The sequence below is a fragment of the Aeromonas sp. QDB03 genome, from assembly GCF_027707985.1.
Lineage (GTDB): Bacteria > Pseudomonadota > Gammaproteobacteria > Enterobacterales > Aeromonadaceae > Aeromonas > Aeromonas hydrophila.
In genome coordinates this window covers 280,865-302,125 of sequence record NZ_JAPCJG010000003.1, presented here as the reverse complement: position 1 = coordinate 302,125, position 21,261 = coordinate 280,865, and the positions used below count along the sequence as shown (strand labels likewise).

Sequence of the window (21,261 nt, the reverse complement as noted above, 5' to 3'; positions counted from 1 at the left end):
GCAATTGCGCCCGCTGGTGAACTGCGTTCTCCCTTGCGCGATCCGGGCGAGAGGGGCTCAGAGGCGGCGGCGATACTCCCGATCGTCGATCTGGTTCATATCCCACTGCATCAGGCGGTTTAGCTGGCTCATGGGATCCTCGATCAGGGTCAGCGGCCTGGGCAGGATCCGCTTGAAGTAACGGCGCAGGATCTGCTGGATCCGGTTCGGTTTGATGGGGTTGGCATGGCTCATGATGGTGCTCCTCTGCTGTGGTTCTCACGTTCGCCAGCAGTATTGAGCTAAAATGCGGAAGTAAAAACTGATGACTTTCAGCAACAGGATTTCCCCTTTTATGCCCACCAGTCGCCTCTACCAGCAATTCCAACGGCTCGCCCAGCAGCTTGGCTGCGACGAGCGGGAAATAAGCCTCGCCGAGGTGGCGGATCTGCTCTGCTGCACCCCGCGCAATGCTCGCCTGCTGCTGCGCCGCATGCAGGATCAGGGCTGGCTCAGCTGGGCGGCAGAAGCCGGGCGGGGGCGGCGCTCCCGGCTCACCCTGCTCGACAACCAGGAGAGCCTGACCCGGCGCCGGCTGCGGGATCTGCTGAGCCAGGGCCAGCTGGCGCAGGCGGTGCGGCTGGCCGGAGATCGCCTCGATCTGCTCACCCCGCTGCTGATCGAGCAGCTCGGCCAGGCCACCCGGGAAGGGCGCCAGATCCTGCGGGTGCCCTACTACCGGCCGCTGCCGCGCCTGCTGCCCACCGGCCCGCTGCGCCGCTCCGAAATCCACCTGAGCCGCCAGATCTTCAACGGCCTGACCCGGCGAAATGAGGAAAATGGGGAAATCGAGGGGGATCTGGCCCACCACTGGGAATGTCTGGGCCCCTGCCACTGGCGCTTCTACCTGAGGCCGGCGGTGCGCTTTCACCATGGCCGCGAGCTGGTGGTGGAGGATGTGGCGGAGAGCCTGCTGGCCCTGCGGGATCGCCCGCTGTTCGCCCATCTGGCGCGGCTGGAGAGCCCCTGGCCGCGCACCCTGGATCTTCATCTCGACAGCCCGGATCCTCTGCTGCCCCAGCTGCTGGCCGAGCCGGTGGCGGCCATCCTGCCGCGCGAGCTCAAGGGGGAGGCGGGCTTTGCTCTGCAACCGGTGGGTACCGGCCCCTACCGGGTGACCGCCAACGATCCACTGCAACTGTGTCTCGAGGCATTCGACGACTACTTCGGCCTGCGCGCCCTGCTCGACGAGATCGACATCTGGATGCTGCCGGAGCTGGCGGAGCGGCTGGAGAGCCACCTGCAGCTGGGGCGCGACAGCCCCGAGCTCGGCACCATGCGCGGCGAGTCCGAGCTGGAATCCGGTTGTTACTTCCTGCTGCAGGACGACAGATCCGCATCCTTGCAGGATCCCGCCCTGCGCCAGTGGCTGGCCGGCCTGCTCAACCCCATCGCCCTGATGGCGCGGGTCGCCCCCGAACTGCAGCGGGGCTGGACCAGCGCGCTCGGCCTCTTGCCCCACTGGCGCGAGGCGCAGCCGGCCCCGCTGCCGATGCCGGAGCAGCTGCCGCGTCGGCTGGTGCTGGCCTGCTTCAACCAGCACCTGGAGTTCAACGAGTGCGCCAACGCCATGAGCAGCCTGCTGGCAGAGCAGGGGATCCGGCTCGAGGTGCGCACCCTGGACTACGGCCGCTGGGTAAGCGGGGTGGACGAGGATGTGGATCTCTGGCTCGGCACCCTCAACCTGGAGCACGAACATGCCTTCGCCCCCTACGCCTGGTTGCAGGGCACCCCGCTGCTGAGCAAGGTGTGGGGCAGCCAGCAGCGTCTGTGGCAGGGGCTGACGCAGTGGCGTGCCAGTGGCGAGGAGCCGGGGCCGCGCGCCCTGCTGGCAAGCGTGCAGCAGCAAGGCTGGTTCGTGCCGCTGTTTCACCACTGGCTGGAGCTGGAGAGCCGGGTCGGCGTGCACGGGGTGCGGATGACGGCGCTCGGCTGGTTCGATTTTCGCAGCGCCTGGCTGCGCCCGGAGCTGGCCGTCGGCGCCGGCGATACGACGGGGGAGCTTGAGTCCAAAGGCGGGCCGCGTTAGCCTGAGCGCGGTCCAACGACAAGGAGTCGATATCCATGCTGGAAATGCAGATCCAACCCCGTTTTCAAGAGACAGATGCCCTCGGCCACATCAACAACACTGTGCCGGCGGTCTGGTTTGAATCGGCCCGCGACCCGCTGTTTCGCATCTTCTCCCCCGAGCTGGATGTGCACAACTGGCATCTGATCATCGCGGGCTACACGGTGCAGTTCAAACGGGAGCTGTTCTACGGCCAGCAGGTATTGATCAAAACCGGGGTTCGCCGCATCGGCTCCAGCTCCTTCACGCTCTGGCAGGAAGCCTGGCAGGGGGACGAGCTGGCGGTGACCGCCGAAACCACCCTGATCCATTTTGACTACCAGTCCCGCCAGTCCATCCCCCTGAGCGATCGCCACCGGGAGGGGCTGCGGGCCTGGCTGATAGAAAGCTAACCTTGGCCCACCGGCCAATCACAGGACACTTATGCGCAATACCGTGATCGCCCTGAGCCTCGGCTTGGGACTGGGGCTCTGCTCCCTGCCTTCCGTGGCGGCCTCCCTCGCCGAGCAGTTCTCCCTGATGGAAAAGGGGGCCGAGAGCGCCCTCGATACCCGTCTGTTCAGCCACGATGGCGTCGACATCAAGGCCTGGGTGGATGGCGTTCCCGTCATCATCGCCGTGCCCATCATGAACGAGCAGGGCAAGCTGGAAGGGGAGAGCCGCTACTACTTCAAGGGCGGCAAGCTGTTCGGGGTGAAGGAGCCCGCCGCCCAGTTCGCCTTTGACGACGGTGGCAAGCTGACCCAGTGGCTGGACGAGAAGGGGCAGCCCGCCGAGTTCGTCAGCAAGATGAGCATGCAGCAGCGGGAAGTGTGGCTCACCAAACGGGCGGCCGAGCTGGGCCAGCTGTTCGCACCGAGCGCCGCCGAACAGAAGGCAGCCAAGGGGGGCGTCAAGCTCAAGGGGGCGGAGCTGGCCCACTGGCTCTGCAACGGCAAGCTGATGGCGCTGGCCGGGGGGGACAAGGTGACCTTCGAGCAGGCCAAGCTCAAGACCCGCGCCGAGGGCATCGAGGGGGAAGTCTCCCTGCGCCAGGAGAAGGGGTGGCAGAATCTGAGCCTCAAGTGCGAGGTGCAGGGTACCCAGGTGACCCGCCTCACCTGGCAACCGCTGCCGGGTGCCAACAAGCCGCAGTAAGCGCGGCAGTATCAAAGCAAGGGGCCCAGATATGGGCCCCTTTTTATTTTGGTTATTGTGGCGGTTACTCGCCCAGCCTGAGCCGGGTGAGGGCTTCCACCCGCCGCCATTGGTCGGGCTCGAACCAGCGCGCCAGGATCTCCGGCTGCTGTTCGGCCCGCCGATCGGCGGGCAGGGACTTGAGTTCGGCCAGATAGCCGGCCAGCTGCTGCTCGAACCCCTGCTGGTTTTGCGTCAGTTGATGCAGCCGGTCCGCTGCTTCCGGCCCCAACTGCTCGCGCAGCACGGTGTCGCGCTCGGCCGCGGGCAGCCGCTCCAGACTCTGCAGGTCGCCGAGCAGGCGACTGTTGGCCTCCGCCTCCCGAAACCACTGGGGCTGCTCCGCCAGCCAGAGCTCGAGCTCGCTCGCCAGCAGCTGCTTGTCGGCATCGCCAGCCTCCGCCAGCGCCTTGCGGCGCAGGGTCCACTGCTCCATCAGTCGATCTTCGGCAAACAGCTGCTCCTGCTCGGCCGGGGTGAAGCTCTGCTGGCGCAACTGCTCGCGCTCGTCGAACAACACCTGCAGGCTGGCCAGGCCCGGATCGGTCGGTACCGTCAGGCTGCCCTCGGCGGCGAGAAAGGCTTCATAGCGGGCCTGCAGTGAGTTCTCATCGGGCGAGGGGGCAGCCTGCCTGGGCAGGGGGGAGCTCGACCCGGCCTCTTGCACCGGGGGAGCGGCCGAGGTGGGGCTTGGGGTGGGCCACAGCTGCCAGCCGCCCAACAGAAGGGCCGCTCCCAGCGGAGCGGCCATCAGCCATGCCTTGCTCATAGTCCCAGTCTCTGCAGGCGGTTGGCGTGCTGGCGATAGAGGCTGACCGGGTCGGTCTCAAACAGGTGGCGAATGCCGAACGACTGGTTCACCTCGTCCAGGTGGTTCATCCGGTAGTCGGTGCCGATCACCTTGCCGAGGTGGCTGCTGCACACCCCGACCAGGCCGTCGTTGGGCTCCTTGAAGAAGCTGCCGGTCAGCGCCAGCGCCGGATCCACCGGATCCAGGATGTTGGTCATGGTGCCGCGCCCGCTCCAGGAGAAGTAGTAGACCCCGTTGGCGGCCTGCATGGGCCCTTCGCCGCAGTACTGGCTGGGCAGCCCCTCCGGGTAGCGCTGGTTGAAGCGCTGGGCGCCGGCGCTGGTGAGGGCGTCGAGGGCGGCGAGGGGATCCTGCGGCAGCTGGCTGCCCCCGGAGAGCAGCGAGATGACCCCGGACAGGGCGGAGGCGGCAGCCACCGCCAGCTTCTCGGCCACCGAGCCCGGTGCCACGTTGGCGCGCACCAGATCGGCGATCTCCGAGCCGTAGTTGACCCCGCCCACGCTGGTGGCGGAGGCAACCAGCTCGGGGGCGACCGAGGCGACGTAGCGAATGGTGGGGCCGCCGTGGGAGTGGCCGATGAGGTTCACCTTGTCGGCCCCCGTGATGGCGAGCACCTGCTGTACCTGCTTGAGCAACTGCTCGCCGCGCAGCTCGGAACTCTGGGTGGCGGAGACCTGGGCCACGTAGACCATGGCGCCATCCCGGGTCAGCGCCTGGGGGATGCCGTAGAAGTAGTCGACCCCGAGCAGCTTGTCGAAGCCGAACAGACCGTGCACCAGCACTATGGGGTAGCGGGTCTGGGTATAACCTGCCGCCTGGCCCAGCATGGGCAGGGCGCACAGCAGCCCCAATAGCCATTTTTTCATCTTGTCCATCCTTGTGAATAAGGTTGCCGCAGCGGCAACCACCGGCCTCATGCCAGTACCGACCAGCATGACGGAGCGGGACGTTTGCATCTGTGCAAATGATCACCAAACAGACAGATTCAAAAAAGCCCTACCCATATGGGCAGGGCTGTTGGCGGTGCCGGCACAACTATCCCTTGTGTTCGCCGCTCACATAAGTTAAATAATAATTATTATCATTTGCGGTGTTGAGGATCATGGCGGCGAGCTGGGTAAGAGGATGGGTGGGGACGGAGGAGAGCGACAGCAGCATGGTGCACTGGAAGGTGCAGACCATGAGCGGCAATCGCCACTTCGATGCCGGTGAACATGGCAAGGCACTCTCCTGCTATCAGCAGGCGCTGTGGCTGGCCCGCCAGCAGTTTACCGGCTGGCACGACGTGGACGAGGCGGTCGCCGCGCTGGTGGTGGCCCACCACAATCTGGCGGATCTGCTGATTGCCATGGCGCGGCCGGAGCGGGCGGCCGACCTGCTGTGCCACATCCACGACTGCCTGCTCGCCACCAGCCAGTCGCCGGCCAGCCCCGATCCTCTGCGGGATGCGGCCCTGCGCCACACCCGCAGCACCCATGCCGAGCTGCTCGCCTTCCTGCGCAAACACGGCAACCACGACGGCATCCGCCGCTGCCTCGGTCAGTGCCTGTGCCAGACCGGGTCCGCCCGCCAACTGCATTAATCACAATAAACAGAGGTGACCATGAGCCATACCCTGCCAGCCCTTGCCTATGCCTATGACGCGCTGGAACCCCATATCGATGCGCTGACCATGGAGATCCATCACAGCCGTCACCATCAGACCTATATCAACAATCTCAATGCCGCCCTGGCCGATCTCCCCGAGCTGGCGGCGCTGCCGGTGGAGGAGCTGCTTGCCCGCTTCGACAGCCTGCCTGGCAAGGTGCAGGGGGCGGTGCGCAACCACGGCGGCGGTCATGCCAACCACAGCCTGTTCTGGCAGGTGATGAGTCCGCAGGGCGGCGGCGAGCCGGCCGGCGAGCTGGCCGCGGCGATCGATCGGGACCTGGGCGGGCTGGAGGCCTTCAAACAGGCCTTTACCCAGGCGGCGCTGAGCCGTTTTGGCAGCGGCTGGGCCTGGCTGGTGGTCGATCAGGGCGGCAAGCTGCAGGTCGTGAGCAGCGCGAACCAGGACAGCCCCCTGCAGGATGGACTGGTGCCCATTTTGGGGCTGGATGTGTGGGAGCACGCCTACTACCTCAAGTACCAGAACAAGCGTCCCGACTACATAGCCGCGTTTTACAAGGTGATCGACTGGAACGAGGTGGCGCGGCGTTACGTGGCGGCACTGGCCTGATCGCCGGAAATACCGAGTCCAATGAAAGAGACCCGCCTGTTGGCGGGTCTCTGCTATTGAGGGGTCGGCGCGCTGCTAGTTGGCGGCGCCGCACTGGCAGCCGGATTATCCATGGGCGTTGGCTTGCTCGGTGCAGCTTCGCTGGTGGCCGAGGCACCGCTGGTTGGTGTTGCCGCACTGGCGGCAGCCGGATTATCCACGGGCGTTGCCTCGCTCGGCACGGCGGCGCTGGTAGCCAAGGCACTGCTGGTTGCAGCCGCCGCACTGGTGGCGGTGGCAGCGCTCACTGCCGCTGCTGGCTTGGCCTTCGGCTTATGAGGGGGCGGTGCAATGGGCAGGCAGGGCTGGCTTGCCCCTATGGTGCTCAACGCCTGGCAGGGGACCGGGCCGCCGATGACGATGGGCTCGCCGAGGAACTTGGGACCCTTGTCCAGCACGTAGAGGTCGAGCAGCCCCATCAGGCGGGCGAACACCTCGCGCACCCGGGTCTTGATGCCCTGATAAGCGCTGGGGTCCACGGCGTTGAAGCCGACCGCCTCGATGCCGAAATGGCGGGCGATGAAGATGGCGCGCTCGTTGTGAAAGGCCTGCGAGACCACGGTGAAGTGGGCCTGACCGAACACCTCCTTGGCCCGCACGATGGAGTCCAGAGTCCGAAAGCCGGCGTAGTCGCTGTAGATGGCGTTGGCCGGGATGCCGGCCTGGATCAGGGCTCGCCGCATCTGGCGCGGCTCGTTGTACTGCACGGTGGCGTTGTCGCCGGAGACCAGGATGTAGTCCACCTTGCCGTTGTTGTAGAGCTCGGCGGCGGCCTTGATCCGGTACTTGAAGTAGTGGTTCGGGCTGCCGCCAATCAGGTACTTGGAGGTGCCGAGCACCAGGGCGACCCGGTTGTAGGGCACCGCATTGACGTCGTCGTAGGTGTAGTGACGGGCGTCCGAGACGGTCCACTCGCTGTAGCCCAGCAGTGTGGCGACGGAGGCCAGCAACAGGCAGAGGCAGGCGAGCAGGATCTTGGCAAACTTCTTCATGCGCGGTGCGGTTCGGGTCTGAAGTAAGAGGTGACAGAGGGTCATTCTATTACAAGTTGCCGCCGTACGTCAGGCTTGATGACCGCCGAAGACGTCACTCGGGCAGAGGTTGTCGCAGGGAGAGGTCGGCTAACTGCTTGATCCTGAGCCGATTAAAATCGTTCATAAGCAGGGGCGGCCATGGCCGCCCCTTGTCATACCCGTCTCGTCCTCAGTGGGAGGAGTCGTTGGCCTTGCACTCGTCGGAGTCCTTGTTGGCTTCCCACCAGGGCAGCAGCTCGCGGCCGAGCCACTGCTGGTAGGCCTCGCTGTCATTGGCAATCAGCTGGTCCAGCTCGGCTTCGAAGGCACTCATGGCCTGCTGCTGATCCGGGTTGCGCAGGGCCTGGGCCATGGCCAGCCAGCTGGCGCCGCGACCGGTCTCGTTCAGGAAGCGGTGCACCGTGTAGGACCAGGAGTAGACCATCTCGCCGCCCTTGTCGTAATCCAGATGCAGGATGTCGGCCAGGGCCGGACGATCGTTGGCCGGGCGGCCGGCGACGTTGTCCAGACCGCGGGCGAAGCACTGGCCGTGGGCAACGAACTCCGCCAGCCCTTCCGACCACCAGGTGGTGCGGTTGAGCGGGTAGTGGCCGAAGCTGCCGTACTGGTTGAAGCGGCCGTCCAGGTAGTGCACGTACTCGTGGCGCAGGTTCCACACCTGGAACGCTGGGCGCTTCCACTCCGCCTCGTAGGCGAAGAAGCGGGCCTGGTTGCCGGGGCGAGCCGGATCCCCTTCGAGGTAGATGCCACCGTTGTCGGTGGAGACGCCGCCGAACAGGGCACTGCCGTAGCGTTTCCAGTCGGCGGAGGAGTTGAAGACCACCAGTTCCAGCGCCTCGTTGTGATCATCCGCCACCGGCTGCCAGCCGGTTTCCATCTGCTGGTGGAACTGCTGTTCTTCGGCACCCAGTTCACGGCAGATCCCCTCGGCCTGAGCCATGGTCAGATCCTGGCCCCGCAGGCGCAGGGTCGGCGAGCAGGTGTGCTCGAACGGCAGCACGTCCTCCACCCGGACGGGGGTGCAGAGCCCGGCAAAGTCACCGCTGATGCAGGCTTCGCTAGTGCGGTCCGTGTAGGTCAGGTAGTAGGTGGAGAGGGTCAGTGACATGTCTTCCAGCAGATCCTGGCTCTGCTGACCACCGGGGATCAGGTCGTGGTGGCGAACCAGTGCGATGACGGAGTCATCCAACAGCTTGCGGTAGCCGTCAAGCTCGTCCGGGCGGGTATAGCGGGCGACCCGGTAGAGGCGGGTGTAGGCATCCAGCACGTTGTTGAGCAGGAACAGGTCTGCACCATCCCGTCCCTTCCACAACGCGAGTTCGCTCATGCCGAGGGCGTGCAGCTGCTTGCGCAGCTCGCCATCCTGCTGGCGGAAGTCGTTGGCGAAGGGGTCGCTGTAGTCGCTGGCGAAGTCGAGGAAGTTGAGCAGATTGAACAGGCCGGTCGCCCAGGCGTGCTGACCGTTGATCTCGCTGGCATGGCGGGTGCTGTAGGCCAGCATCTGGTTGAACTCGCCGAGCAGGGTGCCAAAGCGGCTCTGCACTGCCGGGCTCTTGAACTGACCGTGCAGGGCGATGCTCCAGGCACCCATGACGGCACCTACCTCGTCGCTGGCCTGCTCCGGGAAGAGCCGCGGATGGGTGCCCAGCGCCGTCAACGCCTCGGCCAGCGCCTCGGCGGCGGCCGGGCCGTCTTCCTTGTGCTTGCCGTAGTTGTGGTAGTTGTGGGCACGCACGTATTCCAGCAGCAGCTTCATGGCCGGATGGGCCGGCTGATTGGCCGCCAGCAGGCTCTGGATGCCTCGCGACACGGCCAGCAGCTTGGTGTCATCGTGACCATAGTTCTCCTGCCAGACCGGTGCGGGCTGGCCACTGGCATCCTGCACTATCTTGGCCGCTTCGGCGTCCAGCAGCTCGGTGCCCGGCAGATCCGGCTCGGAGCAGGCACGGCCGTCGGCGCGACGACAGTCGAGCTGCTCTTCCTTGCTAGCCAGCACGATGGGGCGGTTGAGCACCCGGCTCTCCTGCCACTCGGTTGTTTCCGGCAGGGTCTGCCATTCGCTGCCCCCCACCGGGTATTGATAGCCGGTGTCCTTCAAGACCACCTGCACTTCGCTGCCGGCGGGCAGGGTCTGGCGGCACACCCGGTAGCTGATGGTCTTGTCCCCTTCCTGACGGGTCTGGGGTTCATCGCACTCTTGCTGGGTCTTGGCCTGTTCCAGCAACCAGGTGTACTGGCGCCAGACGTGTAGCTCGCTCACCTGACGGGCGGCCTGGCTGCCCGCGATGGGCTGCAGGCGGAAGAAGATCTGCTCGAGGCGGCCATCCCGTTCATTGGGGGTCTCTTCCAGCACCTTCAATTGCTGCCAGTTTTGCGGCTGGTACTGCCATGCCTGCTCGGCGCAGCGACCTTCGGCGTTGAGCTCGCAGCGATCCAGCTCCTGCTCGCTGTGACCCAGGATGACCCGCTCCGCCAGCGGCAGACGATCCTGACGCGGCGCGGTCGGGGTGCCTGCCAGCGGCTCCCAGCGGCCCTGCTTCATGCCGTAGCCAAAGTCATAGCTGCTGGCCGGGACGGCCTTGCCGGCCGGCACCACCTCTTCACAGCTGAGGTAGCGGATCTGCCAGCCCTGCTCGATCTTGAGTTGCGGCTCGCCGCACTGCTGTTCTGCCAGCGCAGCCAGGTTGGCATCGCTCCAGTCGAAGCGGCGATACACCCTCAGCTGCTGATAGGGGGCGCCGCCATTGCGGGCGCTCAGCTCGTAGGTCACTTCGGTGAGACGATCCCCCAGCTGACGGCTGGATTCACCTTTGAGTTGATACTGTTGCCAGTCGGAGGGGGAGTAGTTGGCCAGCGCCGAAGTGGCAAACAGGCCCGGTACTGCCAGCAGCAGCAACCTGGTACCCAGATTGTTCATTTTTATCCCTTTGCTTGATTGTCTGCGTGATTGACGCGTGCAATCTAGTCAGCCCCAAAGGGATATCAACCCACCAATCAGGCCATATAAATCATTTATTTAGATTAAATCAAAACAAAGTGAGCCCCATTGGGGGCCTGGTTGATAGCAAGGACTCATCTGCCATCTGGGGGGGATCTCAGTCTGAGACCGGCAACTGTGATCAACGTCTCGTTTGAGGTTCTTTTGCCAAGCGGGGATGCGACAGTAGCAAGCTGGGGATCAAGCAGGGAAAGTGCTGATCTGCCTGTGTAGAAAGCCGAGTGTCGCAGTGAGTATCGCAGTGAAAAGGCGCCGGGCGGCAGTTGGCATGGAAATAGAGAAAAACGGGAGGGGGATTGGTGGATGGAGAGCAGTGATTAACGATGCCAGCCTAAGTGAGGCTGTGGGGGCTCATTCTTTAAAAGGCGAGCAGATCCGCCCGAGGTAATGAACAACCTCGGGCAGATGGCAGGAATGACCCGATCAGAGGTAGCTGACGGTAACGATGGCCATGTTGCTGCTGCCGGCAGACAGCTTGTACTGCATGGTGCTGCTGATGGTATTGAGGCTGCCGGCTTGCTGCAGGCTGGCCAGATCCATGGTCTGGCGCTGAGTGCCGGAATAGCAGGTCACGCTGTTGTCGGCGAAGTCGCAGGGCGCTTCGTAGATGGTTCCGGTGAAGGTGACGGAGCCATCGGCGGCGGAGGCAGTGGCAGGCAGCAAGGCTGCACCCAGCAGCATGGCTGCGGCGGCAGAAGAAGCGAAACGGATGGCGCTGTTGCGAACGGAAACGGTGGAAGTGTTCATTTTTATGTCCTTTTCGTCACATGTCGTTGTACGAAAAGGGCAACGCAATCAAAGAGAATGACACAGATACAACTGATGACATCGCTCTTCTCAGATGGCAGCTCCGCTGTCTTAGGTTATGAACCCTTAGACCGGTGGCTTTGCGTCCCGACCTTTCGACCGGTTTGCCCTTTACTCTATGTTTAGATGATAACACCCCACTTTGAGAAATCAATCGCCATAAAAAAGTGTGGGATATCAGTCACAAATAAAATTTTATATATTACCGTGACAGGAACTATATGGCCTGGTCCATATTAGGTGATGCATATCCAATTTTGTTTATCATTATTTTACACTGTCTTTCAACGAAGCCTTATCCTGTAGTGAACATGCATGACTGCCATCCGCTGAATTAAAATCAGGGCCACACTGGATGGTGGCAAGAGCAGATATATCAGCTTTTCCCCAAGTCTAATGGGTTAAAATGATTACCTGATTACCTGATTACCTGATTACCTGATTACCTGATTACCTGATTACCTGATTACCTGATTACCTGATTACCTGATTACCTGATTACCTGATTACCTGATTACCTGATTACCTGATTACCTGATTACCTGATTACCTGATTACCTGATTACCTGATTACCTGGCGATATGAGCAAGCCGTTTTAGCTATTGCTTTATGGGTATTTTTAGAATCGCCTGAAATACTTCTAAAATATTATTTTGTTGTGTTTTTGTTAATGGTTGTTAAGTGATTAAAAATATCCGATTTCAAATTATGCAATGGGTGTTTGCTATATGAGCGTTATTTATTTCATGGCGTTCGCGAATGTTCGCAATTTCTTTTAACTTGTTGTTTTATAGGTGTTTATATCTGAGTTTATAAAAATCAAAATGTATTTGATGTGCATCAAATGAGTCGTTAATTTGTCCATCAAGCAAAAGCGGAACACGGCTTTCTGCACAGACGACAAGGATGTATGTAGTTGTGCAGTTGAGGTGTAGCGGGAACTGCCCCTGATGCGGTGTGCTGCTTTTGCTTATTTAAATAGACCTTAAAAGGCACAGCTGATTATTGGCATGACCTCTCACCGGCTTAATGAGAGGTTGAGCACCAGCAGTTGCTGTGCAGTATATCGCGGCATCACTGAAGATCGTGACTCCAGCATGATTGGAGTGATGCAGTACAACACACGTTAATGTAGGTATAAACGAATGAAAGCTAACAAGATTCTGGTTGCTATGGGTGTTGGTTCCATGTTGCTGTGCGGCTCCGCTGTTGCTGCCGGTGGCGCTGGTTCAGGCAAAGTCACCTTCAATGGTGAAATCATCAACGCTCCTTGCTCCGTTGCTCCTGAGTCTGTTGACCAGGTAGTTGAAATGGGTCAGATCAGCACCAAAGAGCTGGCCAGCGGTGGCGAGTCCAACTCCAAGCCGTTCAGCATCAAGCTGCTGAACTGTGAAATCACCCCTGATCAAGACGCTGTAAAAGTAACCTTTAGCGGTGCCAAGGACCCTGTTGATCAGAGCCTGCTGGTTATCGGTGGTGGTCAAGCTGCTGGTGCCGGTATCAAGATGACCGCTCCGGGTGGTGCCCCGATCGTACTGGGTACTCCGACTGCCGCCTTCGGCCTGGTCAACGGTGACAACGAGCTGCCCTTCAGCGCCGTGCTGAAAGGTTATTCCGATCAAACTGACCACCCGCTGACTGCTGGTGCGTTCACTGCAGTGACCAACTTTACTCTCTCCTACGAGTAATAGAGTGCCTTAACGTGTGATCAGGGTTGTGGTGGTGCGAGCCACCACAACCTCACACATTCTGTCTCCTCACATCGAACCTTGATCATGAAAACTTCAATGATGGCAGCCATGGCGCTGCAGCTGGTGATGATGGCGGGGTCAGTCCACGCCAACGAACTCACGGATGGACTGGCCGAATCGGGCTGTACGCTGGAGGTGCTGCACAGCATCCCGCTGCAGGCTCGGCAACCGGGCACGCTGAAAATCAGCGGCTGTCAGGTTGAAGGGGCGACGGAGGCATCACTGCCTTTTATTTCCATGTCCGTGCGCGGTGCCATGAGCGATGAGCTCGGTATTCTTAACAACGGCCAATATCACAAGGTATCCGGCGAACGCTTTATTGTTTCGGATATCGTCAACAGTGATCTGGAATTCAATTTGGGGCTCACCAGCAGTCAGCTGTTTTTTCCGGACAGTACGACGCTGTTTGAACTCAATTATATGTAAGCAAGCCAATTGCTTAGTGTAGATACCTCATTACGTGAGACCGTTATGCAATTCCTAGAGTGAAAATATGAGCGTTTCAACATCAGACTCTGTGAGAAAAAAACATTATTCAAAAATGGTTTTCATGCTATGCGTGCCCGGCCTGATGGCGGTGGCAAATCACGCATGGGCAGAAACGGAGTTTAATATTGATGCGCTCGATCTGGACGAACGGACCAAGATCGACCTCTCCCAGTTTGCCGACGAAGGTTACATCCTGCCCGGCGACTACTACCTCGAGATCGAGGTCAACAAGAACAAGCTGCCTCTGCAGAAGATCCCTTTCTACGAGACCGATACCGGCAAGGGAAAGGGTGGGGTGGCCTGCCTGCCGCAAGAGGTGATCCCCAAGCTGGCGCTGACCGACGAGGCCATCGCCAAGATCGATACCTGGCACGATGGCCAGTGTGCCAACCTGCTGGCGCTGGACGGCGTGGTAATCGCGAACGACATAGGTAACGGCTTGCTGCGCATCGCCGTGCCCCAGGCGTGGATGAAGTACAGCGATCCCAACTGGATTCCACCCGAACAGTGGGATGAAGGGATCCCGGGGATGATGCTGGATTACAACATCAACGCCCAGGTCAACGAAGGGGATGGTTACTCCAACCGCAACATCAGCAGCTACGGTACGCTGGGGTTCAACTATGGCGCCTGGCGCCTGCGGGGCGACTACCAGGCCAACGCCTACTGGGGTGACAACGAGCGAACCACGTCCGAGCTGAACCGCATCTATGCCTATCGTCCGCTGCCAAACATGGCCGCCAAGCTGACGGTGGGTGAGCAGCAACTCAACTCCCAGCTGATCGACGGCTTCCGCTATACCGGCGTCAACCTGGCCAATGACGAGCGCATGCTGCCACCGAGCCTGCAGGGCTATGCGCCGGAAGTGAGCGGCATCGCCAAGACCAACGCCAAGGTCACCATCTCCCAGTCCGGCCGCATCCTCTATGAGACCAACGTGCCGGCCGGTCCGTTTCGTATCCAGGGGCTGGACAGCTCGGTACGCGGCCGTCTCGACGTGCGGGTAGAAGAGCAGGATGGCAGCGTCAACTCGTTCCAGGTCGACACCGCGACCGTCCCCTATCTGACCCGTCCCGGCTACGTCCGATACAACCTGGCGGTCGGTGCCCCTTCCGAACAGACGGATTCGGTGCACGATGTGCACGGCCCGGCCTTTGTGACCGGTGATTTCTCCTGGGGGGTGGCGAACTCCTGGTCGCTGTACGGTGGCAGCCTGGTTGCGGGTGAATACAACTCCATGGGGCTGGGTATCGGTCGCGATCTCTATGCCTTCGGCGCCATCTCGGCTGACCTGACTCAATCCATTGCCAAGCTGCCGGGCCTGTCGACCAAGATTGGCCAGTCGGTGCGGGTGAACTACGCCAAGCAGTTTGATGAATACAACAGCTCGATCACCTTCGCCGGTTATCGCTTCTCCCAGCACAACTTCATGACCATGTCGCAGTTCCTGAGCAACAAGGAGCGGCTGGAGAAGAACGAAACGACCTCGAGCGATGACTACAACACCTGGGGTGACAAGGAGCTCTACACCATCACCGCCAACAAGACCTTCTGGGCGGAGGATGCGGCCAAGGCGCTGACCGTTTATCTGGACTACACCCACAGAACCTATTGGGAGCACGATGCCGAGGATCGCTACGGCCTCACCATCAACAAGAACGTGAACATCGGCAGCTTCAAGGATGTCTCCGTCTATGTGTCGGCCTACAAGACCAAGACCGAGAACTACGAGGATGACAAGAGCGTCATGCTGACCCTGAGCATGCCAATCGGGGACAGAAAGAGCGCGGGATACAGCGTGCAGTCCTCCAATGGCAAGATCACCCATCTGGCCACCTATCAGGATTACAGCCGGCCGGATGATACCTATCAGCTGGGGGCGGGCGTGCAGAGCAACGGCCACGCCGTGGCGCGGGGTTACTACAACCACAACAGCGACATCGGGGCGGTCAGCCTCAATGCCTACAGCGTGCAGAGCGAATACACCTCGGTCGGGGCCAGCCTGCGTGGCGGTCTGACGGCGACCCAGCATGGTGCGGCCCTGCACCAGGCGACCCGCCGTGGCGGTACCCGCATGATGGTGGATACCGACAAGACCTCCGGCGTCTCCTTCAACAATGGCCGCGCCGTAACCAACCGCTTTGGCGTCGCGGTGATCAGCGACATGACCGACTATCGCAAGAGCGATACCCGGGTGGACGTGGATCAGCTGAGCGACGACATCGATGCGATGAACGCCATCAAGCAGGGAACCCTGACCGAGGGCGCAATTGGGTATAATGCCTTCGAAATGGCCGAAGGGTTCAAGCTGCTGGCCAATGTCAGGCTGCCCGACGGTTCAGTGCCGCCGTTTGGCGCCACCGTCGTCAAGGATTCCGGCCGGGTGCTCTCGGTGATGGATGAAGATGGCCTGGTCTATCTGACCGGGGTGAAACCGAATGAAGCGTTTGAACTCTCCTGGGGCGGGGCCCGCCAGTGCAAGATAGTGGCGCCGCAACAAGTAACCGATCTGTCGATGAAGACTCTCACTTGCAAGTAATGGGATACCGATGAAAAAGCTGCTCTCTTATACCTGTCTGGCCGTGCTGGGCATGACCTCGCTCAACGTCAGCGCTGCCATCGTGCTGGACCGTACTCGCGCCGTCTATCCGGGTGGTGCCAAGTCCATCAGCCTCAACATCAAGAATGAGAACCAGAAGCTGCCCTACCTGGCGCAGTCCTGGATTGAAGATGCCCAGGGCCAGAAGATCACTTCTCCCTTCGTGGTGCTGCCGCCGGTACAGCGGGTGGACGCCAACCAGAAGTCCATCGTGCGCATCGCCAGTGTGCCGGCCATCGACAGCCTGCCCAAGGATCGCGAGTCGATCTACTACTTCAATCTGCGCGAGATCCCGCCCAAGAGCGAGAAGAGCAACGTGATGCAGATTGCCGTGCAGTCCAAGATCAAGCTGTTCTACCGCCCCGAGGCCATCCTGCCCGAGCGTGGTGCCATCTGGCAGGATCAGGTGCTGATCACCAAGCAGGGCAAGGCCCTCAAGGTCAACAACCCAACTCCTTACTACATCACCTACGTGGGCCTCGGCCATCCGCAGGGCAAAGGGAGAACCGCGATGAAGGGCTTCTCCGCCTTTATGGTTGCCCCCAAGTCAGAGCAGATGGTCACCATCCCGGAAACCCTGGGCAATGAATTTGTGATCAGCTATGTCAATGACTACGGCGGATATATGGATATCAAATACCAGTGTACAGGTAATGCCTGTAAAGCCATCAAGAGCGAGTAACGTTATGTATCGTTTCATTATCTGTGCCGGGATGATGGTTCTTGCTGCGCCAGCATTGGCGGTCAATGGTGCCGTGGTGCCAGATGCGACTCAAACATATAATATAAATCTTGATAAGGCTGATATTGTCAATAAGCCTGGAGAGAAGACTAAGCCTTTCAAGTGGGAGCTAGGTACAACCTATGGTGGTACCGTATATTGCCCAGAGCAGACTATCCCAACATCTCCAATTTATTACCGAGCTGTGATAAGTGATGGTTTGCCACAAGTTGGTGAGGGTTTTGTAAAACTCAATGAATTTCTAGATATGAAAGTTGAAATATATATAGCGGGTGAAAGGAGGGAGCTTGTCACCGCACCATTCAACAATGAGACCAATAAAGGCCGGTACGGGCCTTGTTATAAGGGGGGGAAGGTTCGCTTCAATTTTGAGAGTGGGAGTCACGGGCAGGTCACTTTTCGGGTAAGAAAGCCCATTATCAATGGTGTTCATATTGCCGACCACCAAATAGTGGAAATGTTTGGGCGATTGGGAATGACCGACTCTGGCTTCAGTGGCGACGTAATGTCACGAATCGTAATCCAGTCATCCATTCTCTATGTGCCGGAAGAGTGTGTGATCAATGGTGGTCAGACGATAGAGGTTGAATTTGGTGATCTGCCGGGTAACGGGCTGGATGGAAATAACTTTGAAAAAGTTCTGCCATTGACCTTCCAATGCAAAGGTGGTGCATTTGAGGGAAATGCACTGAAAATCAACCTCGGTATTTCTGGAAGACCAGCATCCTTTAATCAAGAGTATTTGCGAACCACCAAAGATGGCTATCAGGGGGGGGCAGTTATCCCTGATCTGGGGATCAAGTTCAAGCAGCTGGATGGTTCTCCATTGAGGTTGAATGAATTCTATCCTGTTTCCATGCAGGGCAATATCGGTGACTGGGGTTTTATTGCTGCGCCGATAACACCGGTAGGTGCTGATATTCCTGCGGGTGACTTCTACGCCACCGCCACCATCGTTGCCGAATTCCAGTGAGGAGTTGTCATATGTTGCGGACATTGTGGATAGGCCTGGCGCTGTGCCCGCTGTTGGTGGTGACGGCGGCTCCCCGTGCCGGCGATGACCTGGAGTTGCTTGGCAATACGGTCCATCTCCATGGCCGTATTATCGATCAACCCTGTGTAATTGCCCCCGAGTCGCTCGATCAGGCGGTGGACATGGGAGTGGTCGATGTCAGGGAACTCTATGCCAACGGGACCGGGGCTCAGGTGCCCTTTGTCATCCGGCTGACCAACTGCAAGCCGGGTATCTTCCGCATGGCCAAGGTGACCTTTACCGGTTCGCAGGACGCTCAGCTCAGCGGTGGCCTGGCGTTTTCGGCAGGCTCCGCCAAGGGGGCCGGCATCCGCCTGTATGACGTGACCCAGTCCCCCTTGACGCTGGGAACGCCCTCCCGTGGTTATCTGCTGGGCGGCACGACGGAGAATGAACTGCAATTCTCTGCCCGGGTGGAAGGGCACCCGGACGCGTTGGCGGCCAAGAATATCCAGCCCGGTGACTATACCGCCGTTGCCAATTTCATCGTGGCTTACGAATAAACTCAAAGGTCGTTGCGCTGAACGACCTTTGAATTGCCTAGGCTGGGCCAGGTGATAACGCCACCCAGATAATTGGAGAGGTAAATGCCGCCCGGCAGCTGAATAAATTGTGCCGTTTGTTTGGGGGGCGTCAGCGCCGCCACCAGGGTTGCCACCATGCCATTGCTGGTCAGCGCCTGCTGATCAATGAAATTGACGATGGTATTTTTTACCTCGACCGAAATATCGCCGTCATCCCGCTCTATATCTCCGACAGAATCCAGATTGAACAGTGTCTGAGCCTTGTCGTCAGTCGCAATAACGGTCGCCACCACAATTTCTCTGTTCATGGTGACAATGAACTTGCTCTTTCTGGTCATCTCCACCCAGTTGTCCGGCGCCTGACAACTGCTGTGGTATCTGACGGTCGTGTCAGCATTATGGTAATAGTTGTGGGATACATTTTTCCCCTGCTGCGCCATGGTCGTGATCACACACTGCAGCTCTTCGGCGATAGGGTGACCATTGCGCAGCATGAAGATGTTTTCCGACAATTGCTGGCTTTTATTGTCGATCGAGAAATAACTGATGGCTTCCTTGCCGACCAGAATGGATACCTGTTCGTCAGCATAATGAGGAATGCGTTTTATCGGTGGTAAGAGATCGTCAATCTTCAATTTCAGCGCATTTTCCGTATCGCTGGTCATATAAAGCGAGACATGGCTGAGATTGATGGTCCGCAAGGTGTTGGCAGTGGCATAGCTATATATCACCACTGCCAGCGAGGTGAGTGATACCAGCAGCAGCAGCAACAACACGATACGCTTTGGGCTGAAATACCTGTCATATTTTCGGCGTGTATATTGGCGGCGGATCTGGGGCGCATTGGCTGGTGCCGTCTGATTATCCGCGGGCACGGCCGATTCTTCTGTCTCGCCGACGACCTCGATAGGGGCGCAGAAGATATATCCCACGCGTGGAATGGTATCGATCGCATCCATCAAACCGAATGATTCCAGCTTTCTTCTCAATGAGAGGATCTGCCGGTTCAGGTTGGTATCGGTATTGTCCTGGTTTGGCCACAAGGCATCTTGCAGTTTGCTTCTTGGAATGACACTGCCAGCCTCATCACACAGCATTTCGAGCAGCTCGGCTTCTTTGTTGCTGAGCTTGATGTCCTTTTCTCCCTTAGAGAGTCGGAATATTGCCGCGGAGAAAAATATCTCCTCTGCAATTTTATAATTTTTGTTACTCATGTGTGACTCGCCTTACTGCCAAGGAGAGCATTTTACCACCATGCAGTCTTTGTTCAAATAATGCAAAATTGACAATATCGTTAACTATCAAACGGTTACCTTTCCATTGAAATGCATGATGGCGGATATGGTACTACAGGTAATTAATTCAGTTCAAAAAACGTGCAAAAAAATAGCCATTTATGTAATCGTTCTCACTTACTTGGGCCTGTGAGGGGGATTTTGACACCGCCAGCATTTTCTTTCGAATAATGTGCGTATTTGGATGACTCCTGCATGCCAGGTCCTGTCGCAGGAGTGATTATTGCGCCTTAAGAATATTCTGATATTGCCTGCGCTGCGGCTTGAGGTGACCACCCAGATCGGGCCAGGGGTGCCACTGGTCCGGCACCATGAAACCGGGCAGGGTTTGCCGGATCCAGGCCGCCAGATCGGCAGGGGGCACAGGTTCGCCATGCCAGTCGATGAAGGCGGCCGGGCGCTGCCCCCACTCATCGCTTGGCACCGGCACCACCAGCGCCTGCGCCACGGCGGGGTGATCCACCAGCCGCTGCTCTATGGTCTCGGGCTGGATGTTCTCACCCCCGGAGATGAAGAGATTGTCGAGCCGCCCCTCCACCACCAGTTCGCCATCGACGGTGAAATACCCCTTATCACGGGTGTGGAACCAGCCTGCCTCATCGAGCGGCCGCTCTAGCCCACCTGCTTTGAAATAGCCGGCAAACAGGGTGTCACCGCGCACGCAGATCTCCCCCTGCTGGATGCAGACCTCCCGTCCCGGCAGCGCCTTGCCCACCACGCCGGCGGTGGACGGCCGACCGGTGCAGACCTGGCTGCCCATCTCGGAGAGGCCGTAACTCACCTTGGGCACCAGCCCCATGGCGCTCAGCCGGTTCACCAGGGGCTGGGGAATGGCGGCGCCGCCGAGCAGCAGCTCGCGCAGCCGGGTACGGGCTGGATCGAAGCCCTGCGCCAGCAGCCGCCAGAGCTGGGTCGGCACCAGGGAGAGATGGGTGATGGGTTGCTGTTCGAGCCGCTCCCTGAGCGGGCGGCTGCGATCGTCCAGCACCAGGGCTGCACCCGCCAGAAAGACCCGGAACAGGATGGCGTAACCGCCGACATGAAACAGCGGCAGGGAGAGCAGCCAGCCGCACTCGGTGTCGAGTGGGATCACGGCGGCCGAACCCCGCGCCGAGGCCAGATGATTGGCCAGCCGGTGTACCACGGCCTTGGGCGTGCCGCTGGAACCCGAGGTGAGGATCATGTTGTTGAGCCGGGCAGGATCCAGCATGCAGTCACCTTCGTCCGCCACCAGCTCATGGGTGAAGTCGAGCCGCAGTGGCTGCCAGTTGCCGGTCGGGATTTCGCCTGCCGACCAGCAGGCCTTGACGGCGAGCAGGGCCGCCAGCTCCGCTTGCCGCGCCAATGGAAAGGCAGGATTGAGCGGGCAGAAGACGATGCCGCTGCGCACGCAGGCCCAGGCCAGCAACAGGTCGGGCAGGGCGCCGCGCACCACGGCGGCGAGGCGATCACCGGCCTGCAGGCCCGCCAGCGCCAGCTGCCGGCACAGGCCGTTGAGTCTGGCATCCAGCTGCTGGTAGGTGAGCGGGTCGGCGGCGTGAATGGCGATGCGGTGTGGGGCGGACCTCGCCCAGTGACGCACCGGGCAGGGTTGTTGAGGGTGGTGATGGTCAGATAGCGGTGGCATGCAGGCCCCT

Annotated in this window: 19 protein-coding genes and 1 riboswitch; of the genes, 11 read left to right on the top strand and 8 right to left on the bottom strand. The window is 59.9% G+C overall.

Annotated features, from left to right (window positions below):
• Nucleotides 1–57: 57 nt before the first annotated feature.
• Nucleotides 58–234: a hypothetical protein gene (locus tag PG900_RS10645; protein ID WP_011704480.1), complete on the bottom strand. Its 177-nt coding sequence runs from the start codon at nt 232–234 to the stop codon at nt 58–60.
• Nucleotides 235–334: 100 nt separating this feature from the next.
• Here PG900_RS10645 and sgrR point away from each other — a divergent pair, with 100 nt between their 5' ends.
• From sgrR to PG900_RS10630, 3 genes are read left to right on the top strand one after another with little or no spacing between them, the layout of a single operon-like run.
• Entirely contained in the window at nt 335–2,068 is a 1,734-nt protein-coding gene (gene sgrR / locus PG900_RS10640) for an HTH-type transcriptional regulator SgrR (protein ID WP_270831436.1), read from the top strand.
• Between the two features lie 35 nt (nt 2,069–2,103).
• Nucleotides 2,104–2,499: an acyl-CoA thioesterase gene (locus PG900_RS10635; protein ID WP_011704482.1), complete on the top strand. Its 396-nt coding sequence runs from the start codon at nt 2,104–2,106 to the stop codon at nt 2,497–2,499.
• Between the two features lie 31 nt (nt 2,500–2,530).
• A complete protein-coding gene (locus PG900_RS10630) occupies nt 2,531–3,244 on the top strand; it encodes a hypothetical protein (protein WP_270831435.1) in 714 nt (237 codons plus the stop codon).
• 64 nt (nt 3,245–3,308) lie between these two features.
• Here PG900_RS10630 and PG900_RS10625 read toward each other — a convergent pair whose 3' ends face one another.
• Both PG900_RS10625 and PG900_RS10620 read right to left on the bottom strand, forming a co-directional pair.
• Nucleotides 3,309–4,052 carry a lipase secretion chaperone gene (locus tag PG900_RS10625; RefSeq protein WP_270831434.1) on the bottom strand — a complete coding sequence of 248 codons (744 nt, stop codon included), beginning with the start codon at nt 4,050–4,052 and terminating at the stop codon, nt 3,309–3,311.
• Nucleotides 4,049–4,960: a lipase family alpha/beta hydrolase gene (locus PG900_RS10620; protein ID WP_270802072.1), complete on the bottom strand. Its 912-nt coding sequence runs from the start codon at nt 4,958–4,960 to the stop codon at nt 4,049–4,051. The genes PG900_RS10625 and PG900_RS10620 overlap by 4 nt, the downstream gene beginning before the upstream one ends.
• Nucleotides 4,961–5,250: 290 nt before the next feature.
• Here PG900_RS10620 and PG900_RS10615 point away from each other — a divergent pair, with 290 nt between their 5' ends.
• Together PG900_RS10615 and PG900_RS10610 are read left to right on the top strand one after the other, a co-directional pair.
• Nucleotides 5,251–5,676, top strand: a complete 426-nt coding sequence (locus PG900_RS10615; protein WP_270802156.1) for a hypothetical protein — start codon at nt 5,251–5,253, stop codon at nt 5,674–5,676.
• 21 nt (nt 5,677–5,697) lie between these two features.
• On the top strand, nt 5,698–6,312 hold the full coding sequence (locus PG900_RS10610; protein ID WP_270831433.1) for a superoxide dismutase: 615 nt from the start codon (nt 5,698–5,700) through the stop codon (nt 6,310–6,312).
• A gap of 53 nt (nt 6,313–6,365) precedes the next feature.
• On the opposite strand, the gene PG900_RS10605 is transcribed toward PG900_RS10610, so the two are convergent.
• From PG900_RS10605 to PG900_RS10595, 3 genes are all read right to left on the bottom strand, one after another.
• Nucleotides 6,366–7,343 (bottom strand): SanA/YdcF family protein, encoded by a 978-nt coding sequence (locus PG900_RS10605; protein ID WP_270802065.1) that lies wholly within the window; start codon nt 7,341–7,343, stop codon nt 6,366–6,368.
• Between the two features lie 211 nt (nt 7,344–7,554).
• Complete coding sequence (locus PG900_RS10600) at nt 7,555–10,302, bottom strand: collagenase (protein ID WP_270831432.1); 2,748 nt, start codon at nt 10,300–10,302, stop codon at nt 7,555–7,557.
• Nucleotides 10,303–10,806: 504 nt separating this feature from the next.
• Complete coding sequence (locus PG900_RS10595) at nt 10,807–11,130, bottom strand: fimbrial protein (protein WP_270831431.1); 324 nt, start codon at nt 11,128–11,130, stop codon at nt 10,807–10,809.
• Between the two features lie 93 nt (nt 11,131–11,223).
• Nucleotides 11,224–11,309, bottom strand: a riboswitch (cyclic di-GMP riboswitch).
• 1,027 nt (nt 11,310–12,336) lie between these two features.
• Between PG900_RS10595 and PG900_RS10590 the strand changes: the two genes are divergently transcribed.
• From PG900_RS10590 to PG900_RS10565, 6 genes are all read left to right on the top strand, one after another.
• Nucleotides 12,337–12,879: a fimbrial protein gene (locus PG900_RS10590; RefSeq protein ID WP_029301865.1), complete on the top strand. Its 543-nt coding sequence runs from the start codon at nt 12,337–12,339 to the stop codon at nt 12,877–12,879.
• Nucleotides 12,880–12,978: 99 nt separating this feature from the next.
• Nucleotides 12,979–13,368 (top strand): hypothetical protein, encoded by a 390-nt coding sequence (locus tag PG900_RS10585; protein WP_029301866.1) that lies wholly within the window; start codon nt 12,979–12,981, stop codon nt 13,366–13,368.
• Between the two features lie 67 nt (nt 13,369–13,435).
• Nucleotides 13,436–15,970, top strand: coding sequence for a fimbria/pilus outer membrane usher protein (locus PG900_RS10580; protein ID WP_333563440.1), 2,535 nt, complete (start codon nt 13,436–13,438; stop codon nt 15,968–15,970).
• 10 nt (nt 15,971–15,980) lie between these two features.
• Complete coding sequence (locus PG900_RS10575; RefSeq protein ID WP_270831430.1) at nt 15,981–16,712, top strand: fimbrial biogenesis chaperone; 732 nt, start codon at nt 15,981–15,983, stop codon at nt 16,710–16,712.
• A 4-nt stretch (nt 16,713–16,716) separates the two neighbouring features.
• Nucleotides 16,717–17,745: a fimbrial protein gene (locus PG900_RS10570; protein WP_270831429.1), complete on the top strand. Its 1,029-nt coding sequence runs from the start codon at nt 16,717–16,719 to the stop codon at nt 17,743–17,745.
• An 11-nt stretch (nt 17,746–17,756) separates the two neighbouring features.
• Nucleotides 17,757–18,308, top strand: coding sequence for a fimbrial protein (locus PG900_RS10565; RefSeq protein WP_270831428.1), 552 nt, complete (start codon nt 17,757–17,759; stop codon nt 18,306–18,308).
• Between the two features lie 2 nt (nt 18,309–18,310).
• Here the strand turns inward: PG900_RS10565 and PG900_RS10560 are convergent, their stop codons facing one another.
• On the bottom strand, nt 18,311–19,543 hold the full coding sequence (locus tag PG900_RS10560) for a winged helix-turn-helix domain-containing protein (RefSeq protein ID WP_259230848.1): 1,233 nt from the start codon (nt 19,541–19,543) through the stop codon (nt 18,311–18,313).
• A gap of 301 nt (nt 19,544–19,844) precedes the next feature.
• Nucleotides 19,845–21,251 (bottom strand): 2-succinylbenzoate--CoA ligase, encoded by a 1,407-nt coding sequence (locus PG900_RS10555; RefSeq protein ID WP_270798270.1) that lies wholly within the window; start codon nt 21,249–21,251, stop codon nt 19,845–19,847.
• Nucleotides 21,252–21,261 lie beyond the last annotated feature (10 nt).

Bases quoted from the DNA above. Each gene is read 5' to 3' on its own strand.
- PG900_RS10610 (WP_270831433.1), top strand. From the start codon at position 5,698: ATGAGCCATACCCTGCCAGCCCTTGCCTATGCCTATGACGCGCTGGAA.
- PG900_RS10555 (WP_270798270.1), bottom strand. From the start codon at position 21,251: ATGCCACCGCTATCTGACCATCACCACCCTCAACAACCCTGCCCGGTG.
- PG900_RS10630 (WP_270831435.1), top strand. From the start codon at position 2,531: ATGCGCAATACCGTGATCGCCCTGAGCCTCGGCTTGGGACTGGGGCTC.
- PG900_RS10615 (WP_270802156.1), top strand. From the start codon at position 5,251: ATGGTGCACTGGAAGGTGCAGACCATGAGCGGCAATCGCCACTTCGAT.
- PG900_RS10560 (WP_259230848.1), bottom strand. From the start codon at position 19,543: ATGAGTAACAAAAATTATAAAATTGCAGAGGAGATATTTTTCTCCGCG.
- PG900_RS10620 (WP_270802072.1), bottom strand. From the start codon at position 4,960: ATGAAAAAATGGCTATTGGGGCTGCTGTGCGCCCTGCCCATGCTGGGC.
- PG900_RS10565 (WP_270831428.1), top strand. From the start codon at position 17,757: ATGTTGCGGACATTGTGGATAGGCCTGGCGCTGTGCCCGCTGTTGGTG.
- PG900_RS10570 (WP_270831429.1), top strand. From the start codon at position 16,717: ATGTATCGTTTCATTATCTGTGCCGGGATGATGGTTCTTGCTGCGCCA.
- PG900_RS10580 (WP_333563440.1), top strand. From the start codon at position 13,436: ATGAGCGTTTCAACATCAGACTCTGTGAGAAAAAAACATTATTCAAAA.
- PG900_RS10575 (WP_270831430.1), top strand. From the start codon at position 15,981: ATGAAAAAGCTGCTCTCTTATACCTGTCTGGCCGTGCTGGGCATGACC.
- PG900_RS10600 (WP_270831432.1), bottom strand. From the start codon at position 10,302: ATGAACAATCTGGGTACCAGGTTGCTGCTGCTGGCAGTACCGGGCCTG.
- PG900_RS10625 (WP_270831434.1), bottom strand. From the start codon at position 4,052: ATGAGCAAGGCATGGCTGATGGCCGCTCCGCTGGGAGCGGCCCTTCTG.
- PG900_RS10645 (WP_011704480.1), bottom strand. From the start codon at position 234: ATGAGCCATGCCAACCCCATCAAACCGAACCGGATCCAGCAGATCCTG.
- sgrR (WP_270831436.1), top strand. From the start codon at position 335: ATGCCCACCAGTCGCCTCTACCAGCAATTCCAACGGCTCGCCCAGCAG.
- PG900_RS10595 (WP_270831431.1), bottom strand. From the start codon at position 11,130: ATGAACACTTCCACCGTTTCCGTTCGCAACAGCGCCATCCGTTTCGCT.
- PG900_RS10590 (WP_029301865.1), top strand. From the start codon at position 12,337: ATGAAAGCTAACAAGATTCTGGTTGCTATGGGTGTTGGTTCCATGTTG.
- PG900_RS10585 (WP_029301866.1), top strand. From the start codon at position 12,979: ATGATGGCAGCCATGGCGCTGCAGCTGGTGATGATGGCGGGGTCAGTC.
- PG900_RS10635 (WP_011704482.1), top strand. From the start codon at position 2,104: ATGCTGGAAATGCAGATCCAACCCCGTTTTCAAGAGACAGATGCCCTC.
- PG900_RS10605 (WP_270802065.1), bottom strand. From the start codon at position 7,343: ATGAAGAAGTTTGCCAAGATCCTGCTCGCCTGCCTCTGCCTGTTGCTG.